10 protein-coding genes are annotated in these 13,835 nt (G+C 46.2%); all 10 read right to left on the reverse strand.

Annotation, left to right across the window (positions count from 1 at the left end):
• Nucleotides 1–15 precede the first annotated feature (15 nt).
• Nucleotides 16–1,341 carry a DUF1501 domain-containing protein gene (locus R7P35_RS03640; RefSeq protein ID WP_053349916.1) on the reverse strand — a complete coding sequence of 442 codons (1,326 nt, stop codon included), beginning with the start codon at nt 1,339–1,341 and terminating at the stop codon, nt 16–18.
• A gap of 9 nt (nt 1,342–1,350) precedes the next feature.
• Nucleotides 1,351–2,919 (reverse strand): DUF1800 domain-containing protein, encoded by a 1,569-nt coding sequence (locus R7P35_RS03645; RefSeq protein ID WP_104980709.1) that lies wholly within the window; start codon nt 2,917–2,919, stop codon nt 1,351–1,353.
• A 407-nt stretch (nt 2,920–3,326) separates the two neighbouring features.
• Nucleotides 3,327–4,589, reverse strand: a complete 1,263-nt coding sequence (locus R7P35_RS03650; protein WP_104980708.1) for a hydroxymethylglutaryl-CoA reductase — start codon at nt 4,587–4,589, stop codon at nt 3,327–3,329.
• A 351-nt stretch (nt 4,590–4,940) separates the two neighbouring features.
• Nucleotides 4,941–6,158 carry a mannose-6-phosphate isomerase, class I gene (manA, locus tag R7P35_RS03655; protein WP_005376084.1) on the reverse strand — a complete coding sequence of 406 codons (1,218 nt, stop codon included), beginning with the start codon at nt 6,156–6,158 and terminating at the stop codon, nt 4,941–4,943.
• A 124-nt stretch (nt 6,159–6,282) separates the two neighbouring features.
• A complete protein-coding gene (locus R7P35_RS03660; RefSeq protein WP_318091675.1) occupies nt 6,283–7,623 on the reverse strand; it encodes an MFS transporter in 1,341 nt (446 codons plus the stop codon).
• 6 nt (nt 7,624–7,629) lie between these two features.
• On the reverse strand, nt 7,630–9,132 hold the full coding sequence (gene uhpB / locus R7P35_RS03665; RefSeq protein WP_138940303.1) for a signal transduction histidine-protein kinase/phosphatase UhpB: 1,503 nt from the start codon (nt 9,130–9,132) through the stop codon (nt 7,630–7,632).
• Nucleotides 9,132–9,740 carry a transcriptional regulator UhpA gene (gene uhpA / locus R7P35_RS03670; RefSeq protein ID WP_005376090.1) on the reverse strand — a complete coding sequence of 203 codons (609 nt, stop codon included), beginning with the start codon at nt 9,738–9,740 and terminating at the stop codon, nt 9,132–9,134. Before uhpA ends, uhpB begins: the two co-directional genes overlap by 1 nt.
• A 138-nt stretch (nt 9,741–9,878) precedes the next feature.
• Entirely contained in the window at nt 9,879–11,273 is a 1,395-nt protein-coding gene (gene uhpT, locus R7P35_RS03675) for a hexose-6-phosphate:phosphate antiporter (RefSeq protein ID WP_021707729.1), read from the reverse strand.
• 406 nt (nt 11,274–11,679) lie between these two features.
• Nucleotides 11,680–12,510 (reverse strand): formate dehydrogenase accessory sulfurtransferase FdhD, encoded by an 831-nt coding sequence (gene fdhD, locus R7P35_RS03680; RefSeq protein WP_047101073.1) that lies wholly within the window; start codon nt 12,508–12,510, stop codon nt 11,680–11,682.
• 53 nt (nt 12,511–12,563) lie between these two features.
• On the reverse strand, nt 12,564–13,448 hold the full coding sequence (locus tag R7P35_RS03685; protein WP_054730252.1) for a LysR family transcriptional regulator: 885 nt from the start codon (nt 13,446–13,448) through the stop codon (nt 12,564–12,566).
• Nucleotides 13,449–13,835 lie beyond the last annotated feature (387 nt).

The following is a 13,835-nucleotide window of genomic DNA, read 5'->3' on the forward strand; positions in this document are numbered from 1 at the left end:
AACCTGTAAAATATCTTAAGCCATAAAACCCAGGTTTGAATGGGTAAAATTACGGATGTTCGGGAACACGTATTCCAGTGCAGCGTTATCACTCACGCCCATCCACTGTGCTAGTGTTGAACCAACTTGATCAGCGGCAATTTTGGGTATGAGTCGGCCTTGAGAGTAATCATCGTTTCCGCCCAGTATTAGTTCCGGCCATGTACCGATAGGTTGTTTCCCATTTACCGCGCCTCCAATTAATAGTTGATGGCCACCCCAGCCATGATCGGTACCATTTCCGTTGCTCATCATCCGTCGACCGAAGTCAGACATAGTGAAAGAGGTGACTTGCTTGTTTAGCCCTAACCGTTCGACTGCACGATACATTGCTAAAAGGTTTGTCGCGAGATCCTCAAGTAACACTGGATGACGTGCCAATTGCGAATCGTGCAGGTCATACCCAGAGTGTTTAACGAAAAAGACTTGTCGTTGCTGCTTCAGGACATCTTGGCTTGCTATCAATTTGTACACGGTTTGCATCTGCTTGCCGAGCGTCGATGACGTAAACAGCGGCTCGTCAGCAATGTGGTTGAGTTGCTCGCTCAGTACACTGCTCATTACCATCGACTCATCAACCATCAAATTAAAATGACCATTAAATGGATTGTCAGTTTGATGAGAGAGAAGGCGATCATAGATACCTTTGTATAAAGGGTTATCAATCGCGGTAAGCTGAACCGCGCGATCTTTTTTCAGGACGGTTTGGCGGTGTTCCATTGCCCGTAACCAAAGCGAGTTGCCATGCACACTGTATAGCGGTGTTATTTCTGATTCAGAGTTTAATACATCCAACATTCTGCCAGCCCAACCAAGATTTTTAGACTCGCTCATTCCACCAAGTAACCAAGCGTCTGTTTGAGAATTATGAGAAAACAGTTGCTCGGGAAGTGATGCTTCACCTTGCTCAATAGCTTGTTTGGTGACGGGATGGTTGAGAATGCCACTATTGAGCACGATGCTGGCATCGCCTTGTTCGAAAACGGAAGTTAACGCATTTAACTTTGGGTGTAAGCCGAGCTTCACTGGGTGATTTGAGCTATCGACAGCACTTAAATTGATAGGGAGTATGTCTTCTTTGGCGACAGAGAGTGGCCCTCTGACTTTGGAATATTGACGATAGTGCGCCTCCGATAATGGCAGTATGGTGTTGAATGCATCGTTTCCGCCTGCTAAATACACACATATTAATGCTCGAAAGTCATTGGATGGCGCTGCGAGAGAGTAACCTGGCAGACTAAGAGAGGCTAGTGCGCCCATCGATAGCGTGCTTTGTATAAAATGTCGTCGTGAAATATCCATAATTCACTCCTAATCCTGAATATAGAATTCGTCGCCAGAAATGGCGGTAAATATCACTAGAGCGAGTTTTGTTGTTGGCACATAGTCCCCACGATAATCATTCAGGGCGGTGAGCATGAGCTCTTTCAATTCAGCAGAAGCCGTTCCAGCAAAGAAACGCTCGTTAACCAATTCGACTAAGGCACGGTGATCGTCCAGAAGAAGATAAAACTCGTTAAGATCGAAGTGGTAGGAATCACCACCTCCTCTACGAGTGCTGGTTAACATATAGTTGACCAAATCGGTATAAACAGACCAATTGAGAAGTTCATACTCTGGAGAGTTAATACCAGACTCCGTAAACTCGTTAGACGGCTGATAGTCTGGAGAGTAAAAATTAAACACGGAAGGAGAACGAAGCGGCCCTTGATTAGCGATGTTCATCATCGTTGTTGCGTCTTCGTAACGTGATCCTTTAACCGTAAAACCTGATGCTCGATGAAAATTAGTCAGGACCAGTATCGGTTCTTTCACTTTTATAGGCGGGGTATCCGTCATCCCTAATGCTTCAGGGTCGAGCAATATGGCTCGAACAACGGCGGTTAGATCGCCTTTTTCTCCTTCCCCATTGTTGTTAAATATCGTTGCAACACGCGCGACGTACTCTGGGCTTGGATTTGAACTGACCAAACGTTGGATAAGTAATTTTGAAACAAATGGAGCAACATTTGGGTGAGACATCAACATATCAATCACTTTTGAAAGCTCTTCTTGTGCGGTTAGACCCGATGGGATCACGTTCCCTAGAAATCGCTTCTCGCCGGTGTCGTGTCTTTGACTGATAACTCGCATCGGTTTCACGAATGCGATGTCGGAATTTTTCCATCCAGTTAATGCTCGCGCGAGCTCTTGAATATCAGTTTGATTGTACGTGGGGATAGGTTTGCCTGTTGCGTGGTTTAGCTTTTTACTGCCATCTAAATTGAGTTCATACAAACCGATAGTGAATAACTGCATTAACTCTCGAGCAAAGTTCTCATCGGGAAGCGTTCCTGTCGCACTATTTTCTTTTGCACTACCGAGCATAGACAAATAGCTCCCCATGACTGGATGGATGGAAACGTCATACAACAGGTCTCGGTAGTTGCCAAACGCATGCTCAACCAACAGATCGTAGTAATTCACTAACCCTGTAGGTTTGCTGGAAAGAACGCCGCCATAACGAGAAACGACTACGATCTGACTCAATGCATAAGCCGTTCGCTGCCTAAGCTGATCTTCAGCAGTAACAACAATTTGATACCAAGCATTTTCTCGGTTTGACTGTAGGCCTTTAGAAAAAGGCGTTTGATAAAGTGGTTGATGGTAGGTTGCTGGCAGGTTGATTTGTTTCTGTATCCAATCCTCTAACCCGTTTTCCCTAACCTCATTAATTAACGCAGGTGTTGGTCCAAAAGAGGTTTGATAGAGAAAACGCGCAACGGTTTGTTCGGATGGGGATTGCTGTATTTGTGCTGATACATTAGACACATGGCTCAGCAATAAGATAACCAATCCTAGTACCCAAGCAGAGATTTTATTTAGCTTCTGACGTCTCATAGTTAACTCGCTTACCCGAAGTAACGATTTAAGTCCATTTAACGGGAGTTATTAAGCTCTTTTGAGCTGTTTAGTAAATTTATGAAAATCAAGCAGCTGCATAGGCGAGTATAGTAGCTATAAGTGGTGAACAAAAAACTCAAACGATGAATTTGGTACTATAGTGCTAGAAGTTTTTGATGCTACTTTTTCTAAGATACTGATATTAAATATGGCCAATGAAGAGTAACAAGCAGAGATATCGCAATGGATATATAAGGGGGACAGCTAAAGTACTGTTAACAAGAGATTGGTATGTTTGTTAAGGCTTAAGTTAGTTTCAAGAAATTATTGAGCCAATAAATAAAGTCCATTGGTTTGCACAAGAGAAAACCACACGGATGTTCTCTTGTACAAAGCAACAAAGGTTATTTTCGGGCAAGCTTATGGTGAGCACGAGAAAAGTGATCGGCACAAAATGCGCCCACAATCGAGAGTTCGCCAGCCAGACAAAGCGAAGCTGCGACTTCGGCTAACGCTTTCGCATTGCCGTTGCCGTGCAAACCCAAAATATCCAAACATGCTTTTTGCGTTGGAAGGCCAGTACCACCGCCAACCGTTCCCACCATGATGTTTGGCAAGGTCACGCACGCGTACAAGTTGCCTTGAGCGTCCACATCCATACGAGTGATTCCAATGGCAGACTCTGCAACGCAAGCGGCATCTTGACCACAAGCAATGTACAGCGCGGCAAGGGCGTTTGCGTAATGCGCGTTGACGCCAATTGTCCCGCTGAGTAAACCGCCCACTGTGGTCATTTTGCCAAATTGAACCATAGACTCCGGCGTCGTATGCAGATATTTTTCCACTAACTCAGCAGGAATGGTCACTTCGGCGGATACTTTCTTACCGCGTACTGAGCGCAGTGTGTGCGCGTTTGGTTTTTTGTCGCCTGATAAGTTGCCATCCAAGAATGCTTGAGTTGGTTTGATTGGGCTGGTCGCCAAAATATGATGGAACACTTCGTTTGTTGCGATGGTCACCATGTTTTGTCCGGAAGCGTCACCAGTCACGTATTCAAAGACCAAATAAACATGGTTTCCTTCGATATTTACATTGATGTCTTTGAGTTTGCCATGTGAGGTGGTGGATTCCGAAATTTGACGAAATACGTCAAACTGGGTCACAACCCAACTGACGAACTGGCCAGCGTCGGCAAGGTTATTAAAGGCGAACACTGGTGTTCGGCTCACCCCTTCACTTAGTAACAATGCGCTCGCGCCACCAGCGGCGGTGATAAGATTTGCGCCACGGTTGTAGGAAGCGACTAACGCGGCTTCTGTCGTTGCAAGCGGAACCAAAAAGTCATCGTTCGCATACAAGCCGTTGACGCGCAAAGGGCCTGCAATGCCGACCGGCACATTAACAGTACCAATGAAATGCTCGATGTTGTTGGAGTAAGCATCGCAATGTGACTGCGTGAAAGGATCAAGGAGATGATCTTTATTGGTCACGTGTTCCAATACTTGCCAACGGCGCGCCAAATGCTTATCCGACAGGCCAGGGCTTAAGCAGAGACGTTTCTCTGGCTTGTGAAACTTCGGTTCTAATGCCGATTGAATCTTACTGCTGGTTTCGATATCGGAAAGGGCGGAGCTTTGAACAGGGTTATCTTGGTTTAACTTCGGCATACAAACGTTAACTGAAAAATCGAACCAGAGATTGTAGTGATTGAGGCTTTGATTACAACGTTGATTATACGTTTTGCAACAAATACCACTGTGCAAGCGCCTTTATTATCCAAGTGATTTGATATTGGAGCGACGAATTTATCGGACATAAATGGGTTTTGACAATGAATGTTGAGTAAATGGTAGATCCGGGAGGTTATGGCTTTTAGAGAAACTGGCCTGTAGGTGTTTGGATTCGACAAGGTGTAAGCATGAGTGCCTTAAAAGCGGAATGGTTCAATCTATGAAAGGAATAAATTGTCTAACCCAGTCCCTTGGGTCAGACGTTAGTTTGAATCAGTTATTCAAAAACTAGTTGAAGGCGCGAGCCACACGTCCCGCACTTTGAATACGGTAATGACCAACGTAAGCAGGAACAAATACAGATTGTCCTTTTGAGGCAGTTAACGTCTCACCGTTATCACTGATGAGTGTCAGGTCGGCATCAATCGCCATCAAAATCTCTGCGCTATTGGCATCAACCACTTCATTGTTCGGTTGGTTAAGAATGCTGAAACTAAAGTCTGCCACTGGAACGGGGTAAAGGCTCTGGCAACCATTGGCATTGGGTTTTAGGACAAGGCTGTGAAACGGCTTAGGCACAAAGTCTGTGCATTTAACCAGTTCTTCAACATCCATATGTTTCTGCGTGAGTCCTGCACGCAAAACGTTATCTGAGTTCGCCATGATCTCTAATCCCGTACCTTTAATGTAAGCGTGTGGCGTTCTTGCGCTCAGGAACATGGCTTCGCCAGGTTGCAGCGTGATGACATTCAACAGTAATGGCGCAAACAAGCCGACATCGCCAGGGTATTGAGTGGATAGATCCAAGATGAGCTGGAAAACGTCGTTGTTAGTACCTTGCTCTGATTGGTCTGAAGCTTGGGCAAGAAGCTGTTTCAGTGCACGCTCTTTTGTTTCGCCTTCCATGGTCAGAATGTGCACAAAGAAATCGCGTAAACCTTGTGAGTTGATTTCGCGTTTGAATGCATCTAGCGGTGTGCGTAGCTCATTGATATCGCAAAGGCCAAATGCCTCAATAATCTCGTCATACGAACGAAAACCGTTCATGGCTTGGTAACTTGTCAGCGCGTACACCAACTCAGGTTTATGGTTTGGATCCTTGTAGTTACGATGGCTTGCGTTTAGTGGGATCCCGGCACTTTGTTCTTTTTCGAAGCCTATTTCGGCATCTTGTTTGCTTGGGTGAACTTGAATCGACAGTGCATGTTCGGCCGCTAAGATCTTAAACAGAAAGGGCAGGTCGCCAAATTTCGCTGCGGTTTCTGCTGATAAGTAAGCGGGTTGGTTTTGTTTGATCAGTTCAGACAAAGGCAGCGTGTTTTGCTCAACCTGAACTTCAGAGCAGCCGTTTGGGTGAGTACCCATCCATACTTCTGCTTGAGGCTCATTCGTTTCGTTAGAAAAGCCAAACAAATCGTGAATAGAAGAGGTGCTTCCCCAGGCGTAGTTTTGGATTTTGTTGTTCATTTGAAAGAAGCTATGCGATGAAATAGTGTTCAAATTCATGAATTTTTCCCATAGTTAACCCTCCGAACTGAATCGGAAGAAAAATTGAGCAGAGATACGTTAAATAAGGAGGGCGAGCGCGGTTAGGTCACTCGCCAATTTGCCCTAAGGGCGATAAGTCGATTTACAACCGAGGCTTTGGTTCGAGTGGTTTTCGTGATGGCTGCGCTTGCAAAAATGGCAGCAACAAAAGGCCAATGACGGCTGCACAAACTGAAATGGTGATGAAGAAACCCGTCCAATGATATTCTTCAAGAATTAACGCCAGTGGATAACCAGACAATGCTGCGCCCATGTAGGCGAACAAGCCCACGAATCCTGTTGCCGCGCCGGCAGAATCTTTGTGAGAGCACTCCGCCGCCGCCATACCGATCAGCATTTGTGGTCCAAAGACAAAGAAGCCGATGGAGAACAATCCCGCCGCTTGGAATGCAAAGTTGGTCAGAGGCATCAGCCAAAGCGCAGAGACAGATAAGAAAATCCCAATCGCGAACAGCAAGTTCATTGGCCCACGGTTACCGCCAAAGAGTTTGTCTGAGCCCCAACCCGCAACCAATGAACCAACAAAACCGCCGATTTCAAACATAGACAGAGCAGCGTTGGCGTTAATCAGGCTATAGTGATGCTGCTCGGTCAAGTACAGGTTTCCCCAGTCATTGATTGCGGTACGAACGATGTAAACCAACACATAACTGAACGCGAGCAGCCAGATGTATTTGTTGTTAAATACGTACGATTTCAGAATTTCGCGGTAGGTGAGGCCACGTCCGTAATTTTCTTGCGCAAGTTCTAGCGCGTCGTTGCGCCATTGGCCGACACTTGGTAAACCCATTGTTGTGGGTTTGTCGCGCAATCGCCAACAAACGAATAGACCGAGTAATACACCGATGATGCCGGGTAGAATAAAACCTTCACGCCAGCTGTAGTGCAACGTTATATAGCCCACCAAAATAGGGATCAGCGCGCCACCAACGTTGTGTGCGGTGTTCCAAATCGCCCATAAGAAGCCACGCTCGGAACGTGAATACCAAGTGGTTAACAGCTTCGAGCATGAAGGCCAGCCCCAGCCTTGGAACCACGCGTTTAAGATCCACAGAGTAATGAAAGCCGCGAGTGAGCTAGAAAAGCCGAACGCGATGTTGACCAGACCTGTCGCAATCAATCCTAGTCCCATGAAATAACGAGGATTAGAGTGATCCGAAATCGTGCCAGAAATAAACTTCGAGCAGCCGTAGGTGATGTAGAAAAGCGTACCGATAAGACCCAAATCGCCTTTATCTAAGCCAAGATCGGTAATCATCGCTGGTGCGGCGTAGTTAAAGGTCTTACGGGTAAAGTAGAAACCTGCGTAGCCGATGTACATCCCCAACATAATGTGCAAACGCCAATGGCGGTAACGCTGGTCGATTTGCTCGTTGCTTAGACTCGGTTGAGTAAATTTAGGTGAACGTAAAAATCCAAACATCTTGAGTTACACCTTAGGTAAAGTAATGCTGATTTGTGTGCCGATCACTTGATCGCTGGTGGAGTAGATAACCATTTTTCCACCTAACGCGTGCACACGCTCTTGCATGCCGCGAACGCCCATGCCTTTCATACTGTCCTGAACTTTGAAACCGACACCATCATCGTGAATCATCAATGACACCGCCGTTTCTCCAATTGTCAGTTCAATATTGATCAACTGCGCTTCTGCGTACTTGGCAGCGTTATTTAATGACTCTTGGCATAAACGGAATAGGGTTACTTTGAGTGTGTCACTCAGGCTTGTGTAATCGCCTTGCCAGTTCAGTTGAACAGTCGTTCCGTGATTGGCGAATTCCATCTCTCGCGTCAGTTGCTCGACGGATTCTTTCAAGTCCAAATCATCCAGCATTTTGGGTCTTAGCTTGCTTAACAGTCGCTTAGTAGTGTCGTACACGTTGAGGGAAAGCCCTTCAATCATGTCGGCGCAACCAACGCGTGTTTCTGCGTTATTTACCCGCTTAATGATGTTGGCTTGTGTGCGGATTGCCGTGATGTTCTGGCCGATTTCGTCATGTAGCTCGCGCGCAATATCGCGTCTTACCGATTCTTCCGCTTTGATAAGCTGGCGAGACAAATTCTGATTGCGTGCAAGTTCGCCGCGCAGTTTGTGATTGAGGTCTTTTTGTTTCTGAACCCCTAAGCCGAGCATAATGCCGGTGATGGTTTGCGCCGAGAGAGATAATAACAAATCGGTGATTTCTAGATTTGATACGCCGCTGCGAGCCGCAATCAGCGCAATGCTGTTGAGCATGGTGGCGAGCAGGGCTCCTTGCCAGCCGTAACGCAGAGCAAGCACGATGATTGGAATCGCCATACAAAATGGCGCAAATCGTTTTAGCTCTTCAGGCAAACTGGTTTGCACCAAAATACTGCCGATCAAAAGTAGCGCATAAAGCACGATATGACGCACCTGAAATACAACGGCATTACTTAGTAGGAGAGAGCTAAGCGGAGACCAACGACTTTGGAACAAATAACTCCATAACAAGTAGCACATAGGCACCACGAGCAAGCCTCCAGAAATGCTAGCCAGCCATACCATGTAAACCGAAGGAACGTGAAAACCAACGGCCATCACATTAATAAACGCGCTAATGATAATGACTGCGCTCATCACGGCTAAATGGCGGTTTTGGTCTCCGTAGTAGTATTTTTTCGCAATCAGAGTGACCGGGATACTGGCAATGCTCGCAATCAGCACGGTAAGCCACTGCGGTTGACCCAGTAACATTGCAAGTGCGATGGAAAGTCCCCACTCCGAAAGGTAAATCGTCGGCCAATAAGCGGTGCGAGTGTGTAGGGCGACACCTAATCTTAAAGCGAAAGGAAACAATAAGATCGCCAGTTCGGGATCATTGACAAAGTAATAGGCAATCACCCATAAGCAGAACCAGGCGCAAGCCATAACAAATAGTCCGCAAATGGTGGTAACAGCGTAAGCTCGCATTAAAAGGACTCTTGAGAAAATAGTTTGGCGAGCTCAACGTTGTTTTTCACGCCGAGTTTGTCGATGGCATTCGCACGATGCACATGCACGGTCTTGTGGCTCAAGCCAAGCTCTGCCGCGACAGACTTTACATCCAACCCGGTCGCAAGTAGCTGACATACCTCGTTTTCACGTTTTGTCAGTTGGCATAGAGAGGTGGTGTTGTCGCTAGGCGTTGCAAGTTTAAGTGCAATATCTGATGTGAGGTAACAGCCGCCAGAAGCACTGGTTCTCACGGCTTGAATAAGTTCGTCTGGGCTACAGCGTTTACTAAGATAGCCTTTTGCACCTAGCTTTAGTGATTTTTCCACCATCGCAGGGGAGTCATGCACGCTAAGCATCACGCAGGCAATGCCAGTTGGTATTTCGCTAAGAAAGTTTAAGCCGCTTTCATCTGGCATGGAGATATCTAGGATGACGACATGAGGGTGTACCGCAGGCAAGCCTTTGCGCGCTTCGGCGACAGAGCCGAATTCACCGACAACGGTAATATCACTTTCTAAATTTAATAATTGTGCGAAACCTGAACGCACGATGACGTGATCATCAACTAGAGCAACATGAATCATTATTACAACCAAATAGAGCAGACGACTAACAACAATAAGCTCCAACAGGAGCCAATAGAAAAACCTTTAATGATACTGAATTGATCAACTCATTTTAATGATCTTGCGCGCTTTACCGAAGTAAAGCGCGCAGAGAAGTTAGGCTTGGTTTTGTGCAAGTTGAAGCTTCTTCGCATGTCGAATCTTCTTCTCTTCCGCGATAGCGACGAAAGCAAGCAAAACAATACAAATCATGGCGGAGGTATCTAGAGCTGCGAAGGTACCTTTCCAACCTGTTAAGCCGAAGATAGGTGTACCGTCTGCAATCATACCGAGACCAAGTTTCGCGAAGCTGTCACCGATTAGGTAAGCGAATGTACCTTTTACGCCGTCAGCCACACTGATTGCTTTTTTAGGGACAAAACCAACCGCGGCAACACCGATAAGAAGTTGCGGACCAAACACCAAGAAGCCCAATACAAATAGTGAGGCTAAGTACATGAACTCGCTAGTGGCGTGTTGGTAGAACTCAAGCGATACGATGATCAAACCAAGAGACACACAAGCAACCAATGCGCGGCGACCGTTTGCTAAGTCAGATAAGTAACCCCACATCAAAGTACCCACAAGCGCACCGACTTCGAATAGAGTAAAGCCAGAGATTGCCGTTTCTTTTGACAGACCAAGTTCTTGGTACGCGTATACCGTTGACCATTGGTCGATACCGATACGAACGATGTAAAGGAAGATGTTGGCAAAGCAAAGTAGCCAGATAACTTTGTTTTTAAGAACGTATTCAACAAAGATTTCTTTTTTGGTCATCTGGTTTTCTTCAGCGGCGGTGTCTTCTTCACTCACTGCTTCATCGAAAAGTTCTTCTACTTTACCTAGACCGTAAGCTTCTGGAGAGTCGCTACCAAAGCGCATACCGATAAAACCAACGATGATCGCGATGATAGAAGGGAACACGAACATGCCGATTACGTGTCCGTCGAATAGGTAGTTGGCACCGAAAAGAGCAACACCCGCTGCGCCCGCACCACCAACGTTGTGTGACATGTTCCACAAGCCTAGGTAAGAGCCGCGTTTGTTACGAGGTGTCCATTTTGTAATGGTTGAGTAACTAGAAGGGCCACCAGTACTTTGGAAGAAACCACTCAGAGCGTAGAAAGCCACCATCAAGAACAGGCTTGCACTACCGCCGCCCATGCTGAAGCTGAAACCAAGCATTGCAAGACCAGAAAGGATCAGCATAAAAGGGAGGAATTGCTTGGTGTTCTTACCGTCAGCGTAGTAAGAGACAACGGTTTTACCGATGCCGTATGTGATGGAGAAGCCAAGGCCAATAAGACCTAGGTCTGTCATGCTCAAACCGTAAGTTGAGATCATGTCGTTTTGCGCGACATTGAAGTTCTTACGAATCAAGTACATGGTTAGGTAGCCGATAAATACGACCAAGTAAGATTGGATGAACGGTTTAAACCACATCTTTCTTCTAACTTCGACAGGAAGATCGAGGGTCGGCTTCCGCACCTGTTCGAGGAATTTTAACATGATGAACTCTCTTGTAATTGTTTTAGAAACACAACGGCGACCGTTATGTGCTCTTGTTACTTTTGACTGAGCGGAATTCTAGAGAGTGGTTTTGTGAGGCACATGAGATGGTTGCCTAGATCGGCTAGGAAAAATTCCTAGAAATGCCTAGGAAGGCGGAAAAGCGTGAAAAGAGTCACACAAAATCCTTACTAATTTATGGGTTTTTGACAGGGTTCTTATCGGATTGGAAAGCGTTCAAATGCAAGCAGGTTAATACATGCAAGCTTAGTGCTGACAAGGGGTGAGCACGTTTGGTTGGAGAGAATAGTGGCTGGTCGCTAAGTATCAATTGGGAATCAGAAGCAAACAACAGAGGCCCAGAGGTCTCCGTTAGAAATATTAGGAATTCGGCTAGGTTGACGTGTTAAGGCGCAGGGCTGTATAGACGCGGCGAGCCGTATTTTGGCAAGTGAATTAGGTTCAAATGGTTTCTTCTTGCCCATTCGACGGTTAACGCTGTCGGTGCAGATAAGCAAACCAGAGTGGGGATACGCGCGCGAACGGCTTTGTGGATCAACTCTAAGCTGCAACGGCTTGTCATGATTGCGAAGCCACTTTGAGGTTCGATGTGATTGTTGGCCAATGCGCCAATCAACTTATCTAGCGCGTTGTGACGGCCGATGTCCTCTCGGCACAACTTGATGTTGCCTTGTAAATCTGAAAATAAAGCGGCGTGTAGCGCGCCAGATTCACGTGCGGCTTCTTGATGCAGTGCGACTTTGTCTCGCAGCCCTTCGAATACATCGGAGCGCGGAGGAAGAGACGGTGTTAGCGGTGCTAAATCAGGCAAAGCTTGTTCCAGAGCCTCGACGCCACAAATGCCGCATCCGGTTGTGCCTGCAAGATTCCGACGTTGTGTTTTTAGCGCCCAGAAAGCGCGGTTGCTGATTTCTACTTCCGCATAATGAGATTCGTGATCGCCACCAATTTCAATGTCTTTGATCTCTTTGAAGTCGTGGACGATGCCTGTGCTTAGGCTAAACCCTTTCACAAAGTCTTCCAGATGGCCTGGCGTCACCATCATGACCGCTTGGCTAATGCCGTTATAGCTGATAGCTAAAGCTGACTCACTCGCCAGCGACATTTGTTGCACTGGGCGGCCATCAATCAATTCTCGGTAATTGAACGCACTTGGTTGAGGTGGTGCTTGATTGAAATCGGACAGTTCAAAATAAGATTGAGTAGTACATCTCATGAAATCACCTCATAAGCCGTTATGTATGCCAAAAATTGACGTGTGGGTTGTTGTTATCGATTGAATATGTTCTTCGCTTCTGCGAAGCACTGATCGGTTAGCGCGGAGAAGGGTTCTTGTTTTCGCTTTAACAAACCTAGCGGGGCGTGAACGGCGGCTTCTTCGATAGGGATAATGCGAAGCGTATCGTTCAACTCTTCTAATCCACAGTTCAGCGGCATAATGGCGCAACAAAGGCCACTGGTTACTGCTTGGATCAAGTGAAAGGTGGAGTTACTTTCAATGACGGTTTGCGGAACCAGCCCTTTACTCACAAAGCTAAGATCAATTGAGTGGCGATAGTGCATACCCTTCGAAAGCAGCCCTAGCGGAATGTTATTGAGTGACTCCCACAACACTTCAGATTCGGCAAAATCAAAATGACGCTCATCGAATAAAACGCCAAGTTTGGTCGAGTATAGCTCGATAACATCGAAGTAAGCGGTGTTGACTTGATCGACATAACACATCCCCAAATCAAGTTGATTGCGATTGAGTTGGTCTATGATCTGTTCGGTCGTCATGGAGAGTATTTGAAAGCGTAACTCAGGGAACTGTTGAGCTAATGGTTTGAGCAATTCCATCGGGTTTTGGCTGGCGAGTGGCACCATTCCAAGCCGAAGTGAACCGACCAACTGACCACGGCAGTTAGCAGCCTCGGCTTGCAGTCCATCATGAGCGGCTAAGACGGTTTTCGCCCAAGCTAAAATGCGTTCTCCTGCTTCAGTAAACCCTTCAAATCTTTGACTTCTTTGGATTAATTCGAGATCGAGTTCTTCCTCTAAGCTTCGGATTCTCATGGACAAGGTAGGCTGCGTAATGTGGCACAATGCGGCGGCTTGACCAAAGTGTTTGGTCTGTTCAAGTGCGATGAGATATTTAAGTTGTTTGATATCCATAATGGCTTGTTAACCTTGCGTTGTGAGTCACATGTACGGGGGGAACTCCCTAAAAAGGGCACAGCACTACCGTACTTTTTAAGCGCTGGAGCGTTTTAACTGGGGAATGGAAAACCAAAACCAAGTCAAGAATAAAACCTCACTCAAAATTGATCTGAATCAAGGCTATTCCTGATATTAATTAGGGTCAAATTTAAAGTATCTATAGTGTGATAGATATTATCTATTATCAAGAGTGGCGATTTTATTGAGTTCGTTAAGCGAACTAGGTGGAATCGGATGGGAAAACGATTAACCTCATAAATTGTATTGATTAAAAATGTGATGACCGTCAGTGGAAAAATTCGTCATAGATTTTGTTTATCACTCGGTCAGGATTATCAATTG

Origin of the sequence: Vibrio sp. Vb0304, from assembly GCF_033338995.1 — a bacterium.
Classification (GTDB): Bacteria; Pseudomonadota; Gammaproteobacteria; order Enterobacterales; family Vibrionaceae; genus Vibrio; species Vibrio alginolyticus.